Source organism: uncultured Adlercreutzia sp., from assembly GCF_958431955.1.
Classification (GTDB): Bacteria; Actinomycetota; Coriobacteriia; order Coriobacteriales; family Eggerthellaceae; genus Adlercreutzia.
The window spans coordinates 18,705-37,923 of record NZ_CAUASN010000023.1 but is presented as its reverse complement, the minus strand read 5'-3'; the positions used below and the strand labels follow the sequence as shown (position 1 = coordinate 37,923).

At 67.3% G+C, this 19,219-nt stretch carries 12 protein-coding genes and 1 pseudogene; 8 read left to right on the top strand and 5 right to left on the bottom strand.

Features of this window, described 5'->3' with window-relative positions; all coding sequences use genetic code 11:
- The 5 genes from Q5064_RS07970 to Q5064_RS07950 form a co-directional block, all read right to left on the bottom strand.
- Window positions 1-442: NusA N-terminal domain-containing protein (locus Q5064_RS07970; RefSeq protein WP_302963672.1), on the bottom strand; the 442-nt coding region annotated here is incomplete at its 3' end.
- A gap of 19 nt (window positions 443-461) precedes the next feature.
- Window positions 462-932, bottom strand: a complete 471-nt coding sequence (rimP, locus tag Q5064_RS07965) for a ribosome maturation factor RimP (RefSeq protein ID WP_302963671.1) — start codon at window positions 930-932, stop codon at window positions 462-464.
- Between the two features lie 246 nt (window positions 933-1,178).
- Entirely contained in the window at window positions 1,179-2,096 is a 918-nt protein-coding gene (locus Q5064_RS07960; protein WP_302963668.1) for a LysR family transcriptional regulator, read from the bottom strand.
- Window positions 2,097-2,329: 233 nt separating this feature from the next.
- A complete protein-coding gene (locus Q5064_RS07955) occupies window positions 2,330-3,610 on the bottom strand; it encodes a CynX/NimT family MFS transporter (protein WP_302963667.1) in 1,281 nt (426 codons plus the stop codon).
- A gap of 360 nt (window positions 3,611-3,970) precedes the next feature.
- Window positions 3,971-5,131, bottom strand: coding sequence for an acyl-CoA dehydrogenase family protein (locus Q5064_RS07950; protein WP_302963665.1), 1,161 nt, complete (start codon window positions 5,129-5,131; stop codon window positions 3,971-3,973).
- Window positions 5,132-5,490: 359 nt separating this feature from the next.
- On the opposite strand from Q5064_RS07950, the gene Q5064_RS07945 reads away from it, so the two are divergent.
- From Q5064_RS07945 to Q5064_RS07915, 8 genes and pseudogenes are all read left to right on the top strand, one after another.
- Complete coding sequence (locus tag Q5064_RS07945; protein ID WP_302963664.1) at window positions 5,491-6,801, top strand: CaiB/BaiF CoA-transferase family protein; 1,311 nt, start codon at window positions 5,491-5,493, stop codon at window positions 6,799-6,801.
- A gap of 268 nt (window positions 6,802-7,069) precedes the next feature.
- On the top strand, window positions 7,070-7,204 hold the full coding sequence (locus Q5064_RS07940) for a hypothetical protein (protein ID WP_302963663.1): 135 nt from the start codon (window positions 7,070-7,072) through the stop codon (window positions 7,202-7,204).
- A 161-nt stretch (window positions 7,205-7,365) separates the two neighbouring features.
- On the top strand, window positions 7,366-12,348 hold the full coding sequence (locus Q5064_RS07935; RefSeq protein ID WP_302963662.1) for a hypothetical protein: 4,983 nt from the start codon (window positions 7,366-7,368) through the stop codon (window positions 12,346-12,348).
- Between the two features lie 220 nt (window positions 12,349-12,568).
- The gene (locus Q5064_RS07930; protein ID WP_302963661.1) at window positions 12,569-12,847 is read left to right on the top strand and encodes a helix-turn-helix domain-containing protein; all 279 of its coding nucleotides are present in this window, start codon (window positions 12,569-12,571) and stop codon (window positions 12,845-12,847) included.
- A pseudogene (locus Q5064_RS11370) lies at window positions 12,844-13,143 on the top strand (HipA N-terminal domain-containing protein); the annotation flags it as partial. The gene Q5064_RS07930 and the pseudogene Q5064_RS11370, both read left to right, overlap by 4 nt.
- Window positions 13,144-13,261: 118 nt before the next feature.
- Window positions 13,262-13,903 (top strand): HipA domain-containing protein, encoded by a 642-nt coding sequence (locus Q5064_RS07925; RefSeq protein ID WP_302963673.1) that lies wholly within the window; start codon window positions 13,262-13,264, stop codon window positions 13,901-13,903.
- A 206-nt stretch (window positions 13,904-14,109) separates the two neighbouring features.
- Entirely contained in the window at window positions 14,110-18,753 is a 4,644-nt protein-coding gene (locus Q5064_RS07920) for a hypothetical protein (protein ID WP_302963659.1), read from the top strand.
- A gap of 203 nt (window positions 18,754-18,956) precedes the next feature.
- Window positions 18,957-19,091: a hypothetical protein gene (locus Q5064_RS07915; protein WP_289637544.1), complete on the top strand. Its 135-nt coding sequence runs from the start codon at window positions 18,957-18,959 to the stop codon at window positions 19,089-19,091.
- Window positions 19,092-19,219 lie beyond the last annotated feature (128 nt).

Here is a 19,219-nt window from a genome sequence, read left to right as displayed (position 1 = left end):
GCTCCGCCTCCACGCCGTCGCGGATCTTGATGATGGTGAAGTCCGGCGTGCCCTGGAGCACCGTGCCGGTGACCAGGTCGCCCACGCGCGAGCGGAACTCGTCGTAGATGGACTGGCGCCCGGCCTCGCGCACGAGCGAGGAGATGACGCCCTTGGCGTTCTGGGCGGCGATGCGGCTCACGTCGGCCGGCGTCACGTCGCGCTCCTCGAACTCGCTGTACTCGCCGGTCTCCTCGTCGGGCTCGCCGACGGGCACCAGCTCGTACACGTAGATCTTGCCGGTCTGGCGGTCGATGGTCACGCGCGCGTCCCACTCCAGATCCAAGATGCGCTCGTAGCTCTTGGCGAGCGACTGCTCCAAGCGCTCGATGAGGTAGAACTCGTCGATCTTGCGCTCATGGGCCAGCGCCTGCAATGCCTCGATCAACTCTGAACTTGCCACTTTTCCTGACTTCCTTTCCCTATGAGCTGAAATCAACGGTGCCCTTGAGCCGGGCCCTCTTGATCGCGTCGAACGGAATGGACAGCTCCGCGCCGTCCACCACCATGAGCACCGCGCCGTCGCGGGTGCCGGCGAGCGTGCCGGTAAACGAGCTGCGCCCGTCGATGGGCCCGCGCGTCTTCACGCTGGCCTCCTCGCCGGCAAACCGCTCGAAGTGCTCGGGCGTGCGCAGCGGGCGGTCGATGCCCGGGGAGGACACCTCCAGCATGTAGGCGCCGGGGAACGGGTCGATCTCGTCCATGAGCTCGCCGATCCACGCCTGGGTGCGCGCCAGCTCGTCGAAGCTCACGCCGCCCTCCGCGTCGATGTACACCCGGATGGTGGGCGCGCGCTTGGCGCCGGCGATCTCCACGGTGACGATCTCAACGCCCTCGGAGGCGGCCCGGGGCTCCATGGCCTCAAGCAGGCTTTTCTCCTTGCCCGTCAGCACGTATGCCTCCTCTGCTCGTCGTCGGTTCCTCTTCGTCTTCCGCCGGGGTTTTGGGCCCCTACAACAAAAGAAAGCGGGACATGCCCACTTCCTCGAATGCGAAAGTATGTCTGCGCGGCTCTTTGCGCAGCATCAGATTTATACCATATACGGGGGCTCGCGGCTAGCCCTGGCCGCAATTTCCCCACTCAAGGCCCAAAACTGCCGCTGGCGGCGCTACGGAGCACCCCGCCGGGTGCCAAACGGCTACTCCTCCCCCTCCAGAAGCGGGGCGTCGTTTCCCGGGTAGGCCTTCACGAAGTCGATGAAGTCGGTCACGGCGCGGGAGTGCACGTGCTTCTTGTGGTAGGCCAGGTACACCGTGTAGAAGCGCGGCGGGATGCCCTCCACCCGCACCTGGCGCAGGTTGCTGAACAGCTGGGCGCCCAGCGAGTCCAGCATGAGCGCGCCGGCGCTGCCCCCGTTGTAGGAGAGAAACGACCCCATGGACACATCGTCGTCGTAGTTCAGGTGCGCGCCGGCCACGTCGGCCTCCTCGAGCATCTTCGCCACGCGGTTGCCGATGGGCGTGCCGCGCCGGTAGGTGTGCAGGTCCACGTCGTTCAGGGCGGCGAAGGGCACCGCCTTCTCCTGGGCGAGCGGGTGGTCGTCGCGCACGTATAGGGCCAGCTCGCAGTACTTCACCGGGAAGTACGCGATGTCGCCCTCGTTGTCGCGCTTGCCGCAGAAGGCCACGTCCAGCGTGCCCCGGTGCAGCGACTCGGTCAGGTAGTTGGTGAACCCCTGGGACACCTTCACCACCACGCGCTTGTCGAAGGCGTCCTCGAAGTTCTTGATGAGCGTGGGCAGGTAGTGGTCCTGGGTGGTGAACGTGGTGCCGAGGTTCACGGTGCCGAACGACGCGCTCGAGCGCGCGCTCACGGCGGCCACCCCGTCGTCGATGGCGCGCAGGGCCAGGCACACATGCTCGTAGAACACCTCGCCGTAGGGGGTGAGCATCACCGAGCGCCCGTTGCGCTCGAACAGGGGCGCGCCCAGCTCCTTCTCCAGCGACGAGATGGCGCCCGACAAGGTGGGCTGGGTGATGAACAGCTCCTGCGCGGCCCGCGTGTAGTGCAGCACCTCAGCCAGTTTCTTGAAATAGTTGAGCTGGGACAGGTTCATGGTACCCCCTCGGGTGGCGCGGGCGAAGGCGGGCCGGCCCTATCGGGCGGCCCCTCTGCGGACATCTCGGCAACAGCTTGGCGGGAAAACCGCGCGTGGCGGCGCGAAAACTCAGTTGCCCTGATGCTAGCCGATTTTCCCGCTGCGTGGAAATTGGTATTTCCTATACCTGTAGAAAGCGGGGAGTCCGCGCTCCCCGCCTCTATCCATGGTATGGAGCCGGCTTTTAGAGCCTACTCCGTAGTCCAGTCCTTCTTGTACTTGGCGGCCTGGCCGAAGATGAAGAAGCCGAGCAGCAGGATGACCACCAGAAGCACCAGCGCCACGATGAACTCCACCGTGAAGCCGAAGGTGGAGCCCAGCCACGCCCAGATCATGGCCGCGAAGGCGGCGATGAAGTTGAACACGGTGGACACGCGGGAGTAGATGACCGAGTACTCGCGGGTGCCGAAGGACTGGCGGCAGATCACCGGCACGAGCACCACGGCGGTGGCGTAGCAGCCGCCGAAGATGAAGGCGCCCACGTACATGAGTAGGTCGGAGAAGGTGCACAGCCAGCACAAGAGGATGCCCACCACGCCCGCGGCGAAGGCGAAGATGAGCGCGCCCTTGGCGTTCTTGTCGGCCGCGGCGCCGAGGACCACCTTGAAGATGGCCTGGCCCACCATCATGACCGTGGACATGACGCCGCCCACGACCACCACGTCGAAGGCCACGTCGGTGAGCGACTTGGTGTAGGTGGGGAACTGCATGGCGATGAGGATGGCGATGTTGATGAGGCCGGCGAACACGCAGATGGCGTAGAACATCGGGGTCTTCATGACGAACTTGGCGTCGAGGCCGGCCGGCTTCGCGGCGGTCTCGGCATTGCCGGCGGCCTTCTGCATGGAGGCGCCGTAGGGGGCCAGCCCGCAGTCCTCGGGAGAATTGCGCACGCAGAACAGCGTGAAGGGCAGGCTCGTCACCAGGGCGATGACGCCCCAGATGAGGTAGAGGGTGTGGAAGTCGAAGCCGTTCGTGATGAGGGCGGTGAACACGGCGTTCCAAATGGCGCCGCCGATGCCGGTGAAGGCCATGCACAGCCCGATGAAGAAGCCGGCGCGCTCGACGAACCAGCGGTTGATGAGCGTGGGGATGGCCAGCCACAGGATGGTGATCTCGCCGAGGCCGAGCATCACGGCGGCCACGTAGAACAGCACGATGGTGTTCGAGAAGCTCATCAGCAAGAACGCGCAGCCCACGAGCGCGGCGGACACAGACAGCAGGATGCGGATGTCCATGGTCTGCAGCAGCTTGCCCGCGAACGGCGAGGCGACGGTCATGGTCAGGTACATCACCGTGACGTACATGGCGAAGGCCGTGGTGGGAACCCCCAGGCTCTCGGCCACGACGGGCTGGAACATGCCCCAGGTGGAGAAGCACAGCGCCGAGCAGCCGAACGTGATCATGATGCCGGTCAGCACGACGAGAAGATGGCGGATGCTCATCTTCTCCTTGGTAGCGGTCGCACTCAAGGTAAACCTCCTCAGTCGATTGATGAAACCGTGCGCAAACGTCGAACCCCTGAAAGAACTAGCATGACGGGCTCTCTCTTTACCCGTCATGCTAGTTTTACCCCAAAAAGGGCTCCGTTGGCACGGACAATGTTGAGTGATTTGACCGTATTTCGAGTTAAATATAGGACAAAAGTAAACGATCTGTCCGAATATTGGAATGAATTATGATCGATAGGATTCCCAGATAAGCGAAAGTGGGAGATTTCTCCCCCACTTTCGAAACCTTGTCTATCGGCGCCGGCGCGGACATGCCGGCGGCGGCCCCGCGCCGGGCGGGATCGGGCGCGGGCATGCGCGGGCCCCGCGTCCCGAGCGCCCCTAGAAGCTGCGGTACTTCTCCATGATGAGCGGCGCGGCGATGTAGACCATCACCTGGTCGGTGCCCTCGGCGATCTGGTTGCCGCGGCAGTCCTCCCAGATGCGGCTCACCCGGGAGCCCTCGGTGTAGCCCAGACCGCCCAGGATCTGCATGGCGTCCGAGGCCACCTCCACGGCGGCCTTCGGCACGTAGCGCTTCATGAGGGCCACTTCCAACCGCTCCTCCTCGTCGCCCGCCTGCACCGCCCACGCGGCGCGGTACACCATGGAGCGCATGTTGCGCAGGCGCACCTCCATGTCGGTGAGCATGGTCTCTATCTGCTGGAACCGGCCCACCTGCATGCCGAAGGCCTTGCGGCTGCGGGCATGCTCTACCGCGTCGTCCATGGCCGCCTGGGCCATGCCGAGGCTCGAGGCGCATAAGAGCACGCGCCCGTATTCGAGAAGCTCGAACAGGCGCCGAAAGCCGCCCTGGGCGTCATCGAGGCGCCAAGCCGGATCCAGCTCCACGTCGTCGAAGGAGATAAGCGCGAAGGGCAGCATCGACTGGCCGATCTTGCTGATGGGCACCGCGTTGATGCCTGGCGCATGGCGCGGGATGAGCCAGAACGACAGCGGCGGGTACTTCCCCTCGCCCGCATCGTCCCGGTCGATGGCCGCGGTGAGGATGTAGGGCGCGTACTCGCCGTTGTTCACGTAGGACTTGCGCCCGTTCAGAAGCAGGCGCCCGTCCACGGTCTCGCACGAGGTCTTCATGGCCATGGAGTCCGAGCCGCCGTCGGGCTCGGAGACGGCCAGGGCGAACATGAGGCGCCCGTCGGCCCGGTAGTCCTCCACGATGGACACCGCCTCGCCATCGCCGGCGAACCCGCGCATGATCTGCAGGTTGAACAGGTCGGCCTGGAAGGGAAGGCTCGTGCCGGCGCAGCGCGAGAGCTCTTCCACGATGAGCGCCTGGGACAGCAGCGAGTGGGCCACATCGGCCGGCACGTCGGGCTCGGCCGTGTCGTAGTACAGATCGACGAACTCCTTCATCACTGTGTCGGGCAGGCCCTGGTCGCGGCACCACTTGGCCACCCGCTCGGGCGTGAAGGTCTCCTGCCCGAAGGCGCGGAAGGCGCCAATCAGCTTGCTCTGCTCGTCGTTCAAGGCGAAGTCCACGATGCCGTCCTCTCTCTTATATATAGTAAGCCGCACCGGCGCGGCCCTCCGGCCCCCGGCCCCGCGCGCCGGGGCTCCGCAAGGGGGTCGGCGCGCTCCGAGGCAGCGGGGTACACCGCGGCGCCCGATCCCGTACGCCGGGCCGCCGCGCGATGCTCCGTGTTGGGAACATTTTAAACTTCTTGTCCTGTTTGCATAGGAAGAATCTTCAATCCAACGGAATCTTTTTCTACAAAATCGTAGCATTTTTACCCATATCTTTATTTTTATCCGTAGATTGCACCCCTTAACCCTGAGAAGATAGCTTTGCAAACAAACGAACCGCCCGACCAACCACACAGGAAAGGAGTGTTGTCGCCATGACCGTTACCGAAAAGCTCAACGGCTACGGCCCCCTCGCCGGGATCAAGGTCGTCGAGATGTGCACCTACGTGGCCGCGCCGGCCACCGTCCGCGTGCTGTCCGAGATGGGCGCTGAGGTTATCAAGATCGAGTCCTTCGCCGGCGATACCCAGCGCACCCAGGGCCCCGGCTTCGGCTGCGAGCTGACCGACACCGAGGATCCCACCATCGACCTCAACAACACCAACAAGAACTGGGTCTCCCTGAACCTGAAGGACCCGGAGGGCCTGGCCATCGCGAAGAAGATGATCGGCGAGGCCGACATCTTCATGAACAACATGCGCACCGCCGCCCTGCAGAAGCTGGGGCTCGACTACGAGACCCTGCACAAGGAGTTCCCGGGTCTCATCTGGGGCCAGATGCGCGGCTACGGCGAGTTCGGCGAGTTCGCCCACGCCCCCGGCTACGACGCCGTGTGCTGGGCCGCCCGCGGCGGCGTCGCCGGCACCTTCCCCGAGAAGGACACCTCCCCGGCCATTCCCCCGCAGGCCTTCGGCGACTACAACACCGCCATCATGATGGCCGCCGGCCTGCTCGGCGCGCTCGTGAACAAGCTGCGCACCGGCGAGGGCGAGAAGGTGGTCGTGAACCTGTACCACTCCGCCATCTGGGGCGGCTCCATCGGCCTGTGCGCCCAGCAGTTCGGCGCCGACTACCCGAAGTCCCGCACCGACGTGCCCAACCCCTTCAACAACACCTACAAGACCGCCGACGACAAGTGGCTCTACATCTGCCAGCCGCAGCACAACCGCTACTACAACGACATGATGAAGATCATCGGCCGCGACGATCTGGTGGACGACCCGCGCTTCTCCACCATCGAGAATGTGAAGGCCGAGCACCTGCAGCCCGAGCTCATCACCATCCTCGACGAGGGCTTCGCCAAGAAGGACCTGGAGGAGTGGCTGAAGATCCTGGCCGAGTGGGACGTGCCGAGCCAGAAGGTCTTCCGCTTCACCGACATCCTGAAGGACGACGAGGCCTACGTGAACGACGCCATTCGCAAGGTGAAGTACGACGCCTTCGGCGAGCACGCGCTGCCCACCACGCCCATCCGCTTCGCCGGCTTCGGCGACCCGCCGATCGTGCTGTCCAAGCCCATCGGCTACCACACCGCCGAGTACCTGGAGAAGTACGGCTACACCCCCGAGCAGATTGCCGAGCTCGAGGAGAAGGGAGCCGTGAAGTGCTACCACGGCGAGGAGGTGCCGGACACCATCTTCAAGTCCGAGCGCCAGGAGAAGGGCGAGGCCCCCTGCAACTGGTAGGACTCCCCCTGACACACCGTGCACAGCCGGGCCGCCTTCGGGCGGCCCGCTCCGTTTCCGGGCGCCGTCGGGCATCTCTTCCCCCCTCGGGCCGCCACCGGCCAGCCGCGATGCCGAGCATCGCTTACCGTGCCGCTCATCCTTGCGCTCAACTGGGCGAAGGTGTACACTCGCTGACGATACGCTGACAGTTCGGCAACGCTTCGCGTACCCGAATGACGAACCAATCATCGCGAGACGATGCGAACCCAGAGAAGGAGCGTCGATTATGAGAGAGAGTGCCAGGAGCAAGCTGCTGCGCGGAGCGCTGGCGGCCGTGCTCGCCTGCGGGCTCATGATGCCCACCGGCGCGTTTGCCGCCGAGGGCTCGAGCAGTGAGACCCCCCCCCGGAAGCATTTTTAGAGGAGCCGGCCGATAAGGCCGACACTCCGTCAAGTCCCTCGGACATCCCCGAGGGCGCCTCGGATGCGAGCGCAGTTCCGGCTGACCCGGACGCCTCCTCGATTCCCGAGGACGAGGGCCAGAGCAGCCCCTCCGCCGCCATCGCGGCCTTCGCGGCCGGCGTGGCGCGCACCTTCCCCCTCACCGAGAGCGCGGCAGAAGCCGGCGCCAATGCCGAGGCAGCCGGTGCGGCCGATGCGGCCGACGAGCCCGCGGCCCAAGCCGAGGATCGCAGCCGGTTTGGCATCAACGTCGCCGGCGGCACGCCCGGCGTCGACTTCGAGTTCGTCGAGGAAACCTACACGCGCCATGCGCGCACGGGCGGCAACACGCTCGTCGACGATCTGCACAAGCTCGTCATCAAGGGCTCGGCCGAGCTCACCCTTTCCACCGACGGCTTCCCTGACACAGCCCAGAACGTCACCATCTGGGTGAACCCCGGCGTTCAGGCGAACATCGTCCTGAACAACGTGAACATCAACGCGCCCATTCCCTGCCACATCGAGCGCAACCGCGACGCCGATGGCAAGACTATCGAGCCGAAAACGCGCCTGCACATCACCCTGGCGAAGGGCTCTGACAACACCCTCACCGCCACCGCCGGCCGGTGGGCCCCGGCCATCCACTGCGGCGAGGGCACCGAGCTCGTCATCGACGACCACATCCCCAACGTGACCACTGTCGGCGAGCCCATCGAGATGGACCCGGCGCGCTACCCCGGCAAGATCCCCGCCGGCACCACCTTCGTGGGCAACGACGGCAAGACCTACACCGCCGGCACCGAGGCGGGCGACGACCGCCTCACCCTTCTCGACAACGCAGAGCGCGACGCTGCCGGGAGCCTCCTCACGGGCAAGCTCACCGTCACCGGCGCCCTGCACGTCTCCGGCATCGGCAGCGTGCAGTACGAGAACGGCGGCGACATGACCTTCAACGGCGGCATCATCACCGCCACCTCCAGCGGAGCCGGCGACGGGACCAACGGCTACGGGGCCGCCATCGGCGGCGGAGGCGGTGGCAACGGGGGCAATCTCACCTTCAACGGCGGCTACATCGAGACCTGGACCTCCTACCACGCCGCCTCCATCGGCGGCGGGGCCTGGGCCCACTACACGCAGAACGCCACCGCCACCTCCTACCAGTTCGCCGACACGCTGGACAACGGCATCCCCACCACCACCTACGGCTCGCCGAACACCGTGCCCGCCGAGAGCAAGACCTGCGCCGGCAACATCTACATCAACGGCGGCGTGCTCGTGCCCCACGCCGACGCCCACGGCAACGCCATCGGGCAGGGCTGCTGCTCCTGGAACGCCGACCACGAGATCGTCATCGCCGGCGGCACCGTGCTGCCCGACACGAGCCGCGCCACGGAGAACAAGAACAACAACCCCCGCTACAACTGCGTCTCCATGGGCATCGGCGCTCAGGACGGCGCCGTGAGCGTCATCGGCGGCTCGGTGCGCATCGGCTATGTGGAGAGCACCAACAGCAAGGAGCTCTTCCAGGCCTTCATCAACGGCGCGGACAGCGACAGCTCCGCCTTCGGCGTATGGCCCGTGGACACCACCCGCACCGACAACCCCGCCGTGTCCATGATCACCATCGACCTGTCGGCCGAGGTCATCAAGAAGAACGACGCCGGCACGCCCATCACCGACGGCAACAACGCCATCATCGACTGGGAGCTCACCGTGGCCGGCGAGCCCTACGAGTACGGCGCGCCCGCCCAGTTCACCGACGGCAAGCTGTACCTGTGGCTGCCGCCCGCGGCCACCGAGAAGCAGGTGTCGGTCACCTTGTCCTACCTGGACGAGAACGGCAAGGTGCAGAAGGTGAACCCCCTGTTCCGCAACCCCGGCGAGGGAGACATCCTGAAGCGCTACGTCGACTTCGAGCTGCCCTCCCAGTACACCGACAAGCTGACGAAGTACTACGACGGCACCCCCTTCGACGCCTACGACCTGGACGATGAGGACAACTGGATCACCACCGACGAGGAGCTCCCGAAGGTGCTGAACATGAAGAGCGCCGTCTCCTACAAGTACCAGCGCTTCACCAAGCGCCCCGCCTTCGAGGGCGACGAGGAGTCCCAGGCCATCGGCCCGGAGGTGAGCACCGGCGGCGACATGCCCTCGGATGTGGGCACCATGAAGTTCACGATGATCTCCACCCAGTACTCCAACTCCGATGACCCCGAGCTGGCCGGCTTCCGCGAGAGCTACTGGGGGCATCGCGCCATCGGCTGGTGCGACATCATGCCCATCGGCTCGAAGGTGTCGCTCGTGCGCGCCGAGTGGGTGGACGACAAGGCCCCCGGCAACGAGCACCATAACTCCGATCTGCAGCTGATGCTGAACGCCCGCATCGAGCGGGCCGACACCCAGCCCGACGGCGCGAAGACCAAGACCACCTGCAAGGCCCCGGAGGGCTACGTGCAGCTGTACGTGGACGGCCAGAAGGTGGGCGAGCCCATCGAGATCGTCTTCGCCGATACCGGCACCGGCGCCCGCGGCGCGCTGGCGGGGGCCATGGCCGTGCTCGCCGCCGCCGACGCGCGCGACGGCTCGACTGACGGCGCGGGCGATGCGGAGGGCAAGACGCCCAACGCCGTGCGCGTGGGCAACGCCGACGGCGGCTCCTACACCGACTTCACCTACACCTTCCGCCCCTCCGACGCCGACTTCCTCGTGCCCGACGCCACCAGCGACGGCAAGCACGTCGTGTCGGCCCAGTACCTGCCGCCCGACGACGAGGCCGTGACCGAGCTCGGGATGGACGCGCCGGCCAACTACCTCGCGAGCGTGAACCCCGCCGACGACCCCGAGGCCGCGCCGAAGGCCGAGGTGGCCATCGATCCCATCGACCCGAACCCGACGGTGACCCTGCCGGCCGACCCCGACGCCGACCCGGACGAGCCCCAGCCGTCGCTGAAGACCGACTACGACAACCCCACCCCCGACAAGCCCGGCGCCGACCCCTCCAAGCCCGGCGACAAGACCTACACCGGCGAGCTGACCCTCATCTACAGCAAGCCCGACCCGGGCGCCGAGGAGAACCCGGGCGCGGTGGACATCAAGATCAAGTCGCCCTCCTCGGGCCCCATCACCGTGACCACGCCCGACGGGCGCATCCTGGACGCCAAGGTGGTCGTCGACGAGAAGGGCGAGCCGGTGCGCGATAAGGACGGCAACATCACCGTGCGCGTGGATCCGCAGGGCGTAGGCAAGACCGAGCTCGTCATCAAGCAGGAGCCCAACGGCGCCTACACCGGCACCACCTTCATCTACGACGTCACCGTGAAGGCCGACCCCTCTATCGCGCCTGTGCCGGCCCTCTCCAAGAAGGCCGAGAACCTGACGCACCCGGAGGGCCCCACCCAGCCCGGCGACACGCTGCGCTACACCATCACCGCCTCGAACACGGCAGCCGGATCGGCCTGGAACAACGTCGTCATCACCGACGACCTGCCCGCGTGCCTGGAGCTTAAGGCCGGCACGGTGGAGCTGTCCAACCCCACCGACGGCTTCGCGGGCAAGCTCTCCCCCGCCACTGGCGCGCCCTCCCGCGGCACCTACGGGCTCGCCGCGCCGGGGACCGACGGGAAGAGCACCCTCACCGTGCCCGCCGGCACCGTGTACGGCGACTCGGCGGCCATCCTCACCTTCGAGTGCACCGTGAAGGAGGGCATCACCGGCCGCGACGAGGCGGCCGCGCCCCTGGCTAACACCGCCGAGGCCGAGGGCACCCGCGACGACCCCGACGACCCGAACGGCCCCCAGAAGCCGGTGGATCCGGTGGACACGCCGCCGGCCACCCCGCCCGGATCCTCCGTGGTGGTGCCGAGCGACCCGGAGGACGGCGCACTCTCGCTGGCCAAGGCCGTGGAGAACGTGACGAGCCCCGATGCCAAGGTCACGCGCCTCGGCGACACCCTGCGCTACACCATCTCCATCGAGAACACGGGAGATGCGGGCAGCTGCCTGGTGAACGCCGTCATCTCCGACCCGCTGCCCGCGGGGATGGAGCCGGTGGCCGGCAGCTACCAGATAACCCTGCCCGGCGCCGACGCGCCCCAGGCCGTGGAGGGCGACCCCTACGACGCGGCCAGCCGCACGGTGGCCGTGTTCGCCGGCAACCTGTGGGGCGGCGAGCGGGCCGTGCTCGTCTTCGACGTAATCGTGGGCGAGGAGGCCCTCGGTGCCGACGCGGGCAACGTGGCCGCGGTGACCGGCACCGTGCCCTCCGAGGACCCCGCGGTGGACCCGACCAAGGAGACCCCCGGCAAGCCCGCCCCCGCGCCCGGCCCCGACGAGCCGGTGCGCGCCGACAACCCTCCGGTGGAGCCCGCGCCCATCATCCCCGACGACCCCGACGAGGGCGACGTGAAGGTGTCGAAGGAAGCCGATAACACCTCGCGCGACGACGAGAGCACCCATGTGGGCGACGTGGTGCGCTACCGCATCGTGCTCGCGAACTCCGCGCCGGGCACGGGCTGGATGGACGCCGTCATCCGCGACGACGTGCCCGCAGGACTCGAGCCTGTGGCGGGTAGCATTCGCATGACGCTGCCCGACGGAAGCGAGATCACTGTGGACGACGCGGCCTACAACCACGAGACCCGGCGCCTGTCGGTGTCGGCCGGCCGTATCTACGGCGGCCAGGAGGTCGTGCTCGTCTTCGACGCCCTCGTGACCGAGGAGGCGCTCGGCGCCGACATCGGCAACGTGGCCGTGGCTCTCGGCACGCTGCCCTCCCAGTGGGATCCCGACACGGCCGGCGACTTCCCCGCCGCCGGGCAGCCCTTCGACCCGCCCGCGGGCTGGGAGGCCTTCGACGTGGAGAGCGAGCGCGTGCAGTCCGAGGCCGCCTACCCGCCCGGCACCGACTCGTCGGGCGGCGTGCTGCCCGCCGACGACGGCACAGGCGACGGCAACGGCGGCGATGGCGACGGAAACGGCAACGGCCCCACGACCATCAAGAAGACCCGCCTCGCCCAGACCGGCGACGAGCTGGCCGCGGCCATGCTGCTGCCCCTCTTGGCCGCCGCGGCGGCCGGCGCGGGCCTCGTCGCGAGCCGCCGCCGGATGCGCCGCCTCCGTTAGAAAACCTCCCGCAGCATCTCTCCATCGGGCCGCCCGCGCGGCCCGATTCTTTTCTCGGAACCCTCTGGGTAGCAGCGCTTTCGCGCAAGGACAAGGAAGGGGGCGGAATCCAAGGTTATTCCTCTGATTTGTATCAGATTATTTACACGCTGCTTCAGACGTACGACTATCTTCCTCGTATTATGCTAGAATGTATCAAATTTTTACCAAGGAGAGCATTATGCTACTTAACGAGGATATCGCGGAGCGCGTGAAGGAGGGCAGGCGCGAGCTCGGCATGACGCAAGACGAGCTCGCTGAGCGGGCCGGGGTGAGCCGTCCCACCATCGCGCGCATCGAAGGAGGCGGCGCCGAGCACGTCTCTCTCGGCACGGTCGAGCGTGTCCTCAACGCCACCAACTGGGATCTCGCCATCGACAGGGGCGTGCGCCCCAAGGCCCAGGGCGACGGGTTCGATATCGAGGCGTACCTCGACTCGCTCTACGGTGACGCACGATGAGCCCCGCCCGCGCGAAGACGCTCGACGTCCTCATCGCCGGCAACCCTGCCGGCCAGCTGATCATGTCAAGGGACGGAGAACTCTCCTTCTCCTATCACCCTTCATACCAGGGGCCCGATCTCTCGGTCGGCATGCCCGTTTCCAGCGACGTTTACGTCGGCCGACGCGTGCTCGCCTGGTTCGACAACCTCCTCCCCGACAACCCGCAAGTCCGTCGGGGAATGGCCACAGAGGCGGGAACCAGCACCGGCGTCTTCCCCCTCCTTGCCCGCTTCGGCCTCGACCTGCCCGGTGCCATTCAGGTCGTTCCCCCCGACGAGACGCGTCCGAGCGAGCGGGAAAGCGGCTATGTCCTCCTGACCGACAACGCCATCGGTGCGAGGCTGAGGCGCCTCGCCGACGACGACGCCCGCCATCGCGCGCTACGACCGCTTCACGTCCCCCGAGAGCGGACGGGTCACCCGTATCCACCAAGAGGATCTCTGCCAAGCGCTGGCGACGCCCTCCTCGAAGAAGTACACGGCCGATGGAGGGCCCTCGTCCGCCCAGGCAATGGGGCTGATGCGGGCGGCCGAGGGCAACAGCAGGGGGCGCCTCATCGACGCCCTCCTGTTCAACTACCTTACCGCCTCGACCGACGCCCACGCGAAGAACTACTCGCTTCTGCATCCCGCGCAAAGCAGGTACCTCCTCGCCCCGCTCTACGACGTGGCGAGCTCCGCCCCCTTCATGAAGAAGGGAAAGATCTACCATCTCGCCATGTCGATAGGCGGCGAGAACCGCGTCGGGTGGCTGAGAAAGAGCTCGTTGGAGCGCTTCGCGAAGACGCACGACCTTGATGCGGGTGCGCTGATCAGCAGGACGGACGAGATCGCAGGCGCCATTATCGCCAACATCGACGCCGTGCTCGATGAGCTGCCCCGCCGGGAAGGCGTCGATCGGCTTGCGGAGATGCTCCGCCTCAGGCTGGTCGCCCTGTGCAAGGCGACCCAGCGCAACATCCGCGTGGAGAGCACGCACTTCAAGGCGATCGACATAACGCGCTACCGCGATTAGCCCACTCGGCTGCCCCGGCGCTGGCCCTCTCGCGCAGGGGGACGCTGTACCTCCAAACAACGCTTACCGCGCCGCTCATCCTTGTGCTCAACTGGGCAAAAGTGTAAAATCGCTGGCAATATGCTGACAGTTCGGCAACGCTTCGCGTACCCGAATGACGAACCGATCATCAAAAGACGATGCGAACCCAGAGAAGGAGCGTCGATATGAGAGAGAATACCAGGCGCAAGCTGCTGCGCGGCGCGCTCGCGGCCGTGCTCGCCTGCGGGCTCATGATGCCCACCGGCGCGCTGGCGGCCAACGCCACCGCCGGAGAAACCGCCTCGGCAGGTGTCACCGCACTCGCCGCGGTAACCCCAGGCGCAGGCTCGTTCGCACTCGGCGACTTCACCATCTGGGGCGTGAACGGCGACACCGTGACCAAAGGCGACTTCTCCTACGACGAGACAGCGCATATCCTCACGGTAAACACGAGCAAGCAGTTCGCCATCCAAACCCCCGATCAATCACTCGACGATGAGGCTTTGGGGCTGCACGCCAAACCTGCGGCCGGCCGCATCGTCATCCCAGCAGGCCAAACGGCCCGCATCACGCTAGCCGGCGTAGGCGTGAGCGGCGACGACGCCCTCGACATACAGCCCGGAGGCACCTGCCATCTCACTTTGGCCGATGGAACCGTCAACTCCTTTTCAACAAACGGCAACCAATGCGCCATCCACAACCCCACCGGAGCCACCCTCACTATCGAGGACGGCGTGGCCAACATCGATGCCGACGGCAACCCCCTTGTACCCGAAGGAGGCGTCGTGCCCCGGGATGCCACCCTCGCCAACGGGCAGGAGGTGAAGAAAGGCGACCCCCTCACCAAACTCGACAGCGACAACCCCGGCCGCCTGCTGGCCATCGTGAAAGGCAACGGCAACGCAGCCGTCATCGGCGGCCATCTGTCGGAATCTGGCGGCAACCTCACCATTAACGGCGGCATCATTACGGCCAAAAACGCCGGCACCCCAGGCGGCAGCACCTCCTGCGGCGCATCCATCGGAGGCGGTGGGTCAGGCAACGGAACGGGGCTCGATGAGTGGATCACCATCAACGGAGGTCGCGTCAACGCCGATGCCTACAAGGTGAGCTACGGCCACGGCGCGGCCATCGGTGGCGGCAACGCAGCCGCCACCGGCAATATCCGGATTAACGGCGGCTACACCATCTCTAGCGGGCCCGACCACGGCAGCGGCTTCGGCGCGGGCTGCGGGGTTCTCAACAGCAGCGCCTATCAGATCATTATCACGGGCGGCACGCTCCTCCCCTCATCGGTGGAGCACCCCTACTCAGGCTGCGGCGATATCGGCGCCCCTGGAGCAGAGATCACCATCTCTGGCGGCTCAGTGGGAAACGGGCGGCCGGGCATGCCCTTCAACTTCGTCGGCAACGCCCACAACGAGAAGGGCGAGCCGATCAGAATGGTGGAAATCGATCTCGTGACCGACGTAGGCGAGAACCCGTACGAGGTCACCCGGTGGCAGCTGAAAGTCGACGGCGACAACTACGATTACGGTGCCCCGGCCGAGTTCGACAAGGGCCACCTGTACCTGTGGCTGCCCGAGAAAGTCATCGAGAGCAGCGAGGTTACCGTCGAGTTCACCTACAAGAACACCGACAAGCTGGATGAGAACGGCAATCCGACCGAGGTAACGCCGCTGCCCCTTTTCCGACCCCCTGGAACGGGGTCGGACAGCAAGTTGCGCCGCTATGCCGACTTCAACTTGCCCGAAGAGTATTTGGCAAAACTGAAGAAGTACTACGACGGCGAGCCCTTCACCACCTACGCCATCAGCGACGAGAATCCCCTGCCCACACTGGAGGAGATCGGAACGGAAGCCGACGGAACGCCCATCTACCGCGAGCTCACCGATCCGGACACCGTCACATACAAGTACCAGCTCTACGACAAGCGCGACGGCGCGCCCCTCGGGCCCGAGGTGAGCGCCAACGACGACGGTAGCCCCCTCACCACCATGCCCACCGACGCCGGCACCATGAAGTTCACCATGACATCGGAGGAGTTCTCCTCCACCGAAGGCTTCAAAGAAAACTACTGGGGCCACCGCGCCACGGGCTGGTGCGAGATCCTGCCCACCAACTCCGCCGTGGCCCTGGTGGAGGCCCAGTGGGTGGAGGACTCCGCCCCCGGCTCGGACCACCACGACTCCGACAAGGAGCTGCAGGTGAACGCCCGCATCAGCCGCGGCGCCGCCGACCCGGCCGGCGTGGCCACCAAGACCACCTGCGCCGCGCCCGAGGGCTACGTGCAGCTGTACGTGGACGGGAAGGCCGTGGGCGAGCCCATCGAGATCCTCTTCGAGGACAAGCCCGCCGCGAGCCGGGCGGCCACCGCCGAGGGCAAGAAGAACGCCACGCGCGAGGGAGACGACGCGAGCGGCCACTACACCGACTTCACCTACGTGTTCACCCCGGCTGACGCCGACTTCCTCGTGCCCGACGCCACCAGCGACGGCAACCACGAGGTGTCGGTGCAGTACCTGCCGCCCAACGAGGGCGACGCGGCGCCGGCGAACTACCTCGCGAGTGTGAACCCCGCCGAGGACCCTGACGGGGTTGAAAGCGACACGGTGGCCATCAGCCCCATCGACCCCGAGCCCACCGTCGAGCCCGAGGACGCGCCCGACGGCACCAAGGTGGAGGTGAGCCCCAACCCCGAGCCGGCCGACCCCGCAAAGCCCAACGAGAAGGAGTACCACGGCTCCATCGAGGCCGTCTACCAGAAGCACGGCGAGGGCGAGCCCAACCCCGGGCGCGTCACCCTGAAGCTGGACACCCCCTCCTCCGGGCCCGTCACCGTGACCACGGCCGACGGCCGCATCATAGAGGCCGACATCCTGCGCGACGAGAGCGGCGCGCCCATCCGCGACGCCGACGGCAAGATCACCCTCGTCGTGGACCCCGAGGCCGTGGGAGAGACCACCCTCACGGTGAGCCAGGCCCCCAACGGCGCCTACACGGGCACCACCTTCGTCTTCGACGTCACCGTGAAGCCGAACCCCGAGATCGCGCCCGACACCTCGGTGTCCAAGTCCGTGAAGAACCTCACGCACCCGGACGGCCCCACCCAGCCCGGCGACCGCCTGCACTACACGGTGACCGCCGAGAACGCGGCGGAGGGCTCGGCCTGGAACGACGTGGCCCTCTCCGACGAGCTGCCCGCCTGCCTCGTGCTCGACGAGGCGAGCGTGCGCCTGGAGAACCCGTCGGCCCCCTTCGACGGCGCCCTCTCGCAGGCGTCCGCCCCGAAGCTCGGCGAGTACTCCCTCGCCGCGGCGAACGGGCAGGGCCGGCGCGTCCTGAGCGCGCCTGTGGGGAACATCTACGGGGCGGGGACGGCCGTCCTCACCTTCGAGTGCACCGTGGCCGACGACGCGGCCGGGCGCGACATCTCCTCCGAGCTGGAGAACATCGCGACCGCCGAGGGCACGCGCACCGACCCCGACAACCCCGACCGCGAGCTGCCCGAGAACCCCGATCCCAGCAAGCCGGCCCTGCCGCCCGGCCCGGCCACCGTGGTGCCCGGCGATCCCGCAGCGACCGTGACGAAGACGGTGGAGAACGTCACCTCGCCGGGGGCCAAGGTCACCCGCGTGGGCGACGAGCTGCGCTACACGATCGAGCTCTCCAACAGCGGCGACGCCTCCACCTGCCTGCTCGCGGCCACGGTGTCCGACCCGCTGCCGGCGGGCATGGAGCCCAAGTCCGACTCCATCGAGATGACGCAGCCCGACGGCACCACCGTGCCCGTGGACGACGGCGCCTACGACGCGGCGAGCCGCACCATCGCCGTCACCGCCGGCGACCTGTGGGGCGGCGAGAAGGTCGTGCTCAGCTTCGAGGTCGTCGTGGGAGAGGAGGCGCTGGGCGCCGACAACGCGAACGTCGCCTTCGCCCACGGCACCGTGCCCTCGGTCGGCCCCGACAGCGTGCCGGCCGACCCCGATCCCGGAAAGCCGGCCGCTCCCCCGTCCGACGGGGACGGGGACGCCATCGGCACCACGCCGGGCGTGGAGCCGCCCGTGCTCGTGGGCCTCGACCCCGCCGAGGGCGACATCACCGTCGACAAGGCGGCGGAGAACGCCTCGCGCGACGACGGCACCACCCACGTGGGCGACGTGGTGCGCTACACCGTGCGCCTGCGCAACGACGGCCCCGCCACCAGCTGGATGGACGCCGTCATCCGCGATGCGGTTCCGGTGGGCGTGGAGCCCGTGAGCGGGTCCGTATCCATGACGCTGCCCGACGGCGCCGCCGTGGCCGTGGACGACGCCGCCTACGACCACGAGAGCCGCGTGCTCGCGGTGGCGGCGGGGCACCTGTACGGCGGCCAGGAGGTCGTGCTCGCCTTCGACGCGCTCGTGACCGAGGAGGCGCTCGGCGCCGACATCGGCAACGTGGCCGAGGCGCTCGGCGTGCCGCCCTCGCAGTGGGACCCCGACGGCGAGCACCCCGTCGCCGGCCAGCCCTTCGACCCGCCTGCGGGCTGGGCCGCCATCGAGCGGGAGAGCGAGATGGTGGGATCCCAGGTCGCCTACCCGCCCGGCACCGACTCCGAGGGCGGCGTGCTGCCCGCCGACGGGGACGAGAACGGCAACGGCAACGGCAGTGGCGCGGGGTCGGGCGACGGCGGCGGCAAGGGCGACGAGCCGACGACCATCAAGAAGACGCGCCTCGCCCAGACCGGCGACGAGCTGGCCGCCGGGTTCGCCCTCGGTGCTGGCCTGGCGGCCCTCGCGGCGGCCGCCCTCCTCATCGGCCGCCGCCGCATGCACCCGCGGCGATAGAACGCAGAACCCGTACGACAGGGGCCCGGCAGCGTGAATCTGCCGGGCCCCGTGCTGTTTGCGAGTAATATCCCTCACCTGCCCGGTCATCCTTGCGCTCGAATAAGCTAAGGTGTACACTCGGCCACGGTATGCTGACAGGTCGGCAACAGTCCCGCGCACTTGAGGAGCGTGGCCCGGCCTGCGAGAGAAGGAGAACGACCATGAGAGAGAAGCGACGGGGGTCGCTTCTGCGCCTCGGCCTGGCGGCCGCGCTCGCCTGCGGGATGCTGCCCGCCACGGCGGCGGCCGAGCCCGAGGGAGAATTCACGGAGACCCCCCCCCATCGAGTTTTCTGAGCCGGTAGGCGACACCGGCGTCGACGAGGCCGCTCCCGCTGAGGGCGACACGGCCGGGGACGACCCGGCTGGCCGGCCGCAGGATCCCGGCACCACGGACCCCGCTTCTCCTTCTTCAAAAAAATCCA